This window comes from Shewanella sp. AS16, assembly GCF_021412365.1.
GTDB classification, from domain to species: domain Bacteria; phylum Pseudomonadota; class Gammaproteobacteria; order Enterobacterales; family Shewanellaceae; genus Shewanella; species Shewanella salipaludis.
The window spans coordinates 1-285 of record NZ_JAKCLK010000368.1; the positions used below are offsets into that span (position 1 = coordinate 1).

1 protein-coding gene is annotated in these 285 nt (G+C 55.8%); it reads left to right on the forward strand.

Going from position 1 to position 285, the window contains the following annotated elements; genetic code table 11:
* Positions 1 to 90 precede the first annotated feature (90 nt).
* Positions 91 to 285 (forward strand): hydrogenase maturation nickel metallochaperone HypA (gene hypA, locus LZP73_RS20690; RefSeq protein WP_234236851.1); only part of this gene is annotated, 195 nt, incomplete at its 3' end.

Below are 285 nucleotides of genomic sequence, written 5' to 3' on the forward strand. Positions count from 1 at the left end.
CCCGAATGATCCTTTCGCTGCCAGTCACCAATCCGGATGTACTACACGCAGGGCGTCGTGCCCTGCTATTTGGCCGCAGGAGTGGCGAAAATGCATGAGTTGTCGCTTTGCCAGAGCGCCGTTGAAATTATCCAACGGCAGGCGGAGCAGCACGATGTTAAGCGCGTCACCGCCGTGTGGCTGGAAATTGGTGCACTCTCCTGCGTTGAGGAGAGCGCCGTCCGTTTTAGTTTTGAAATTGTCTGCCACGGAACGGTAGCGCAAGGGTGCGATTTACATATCGTC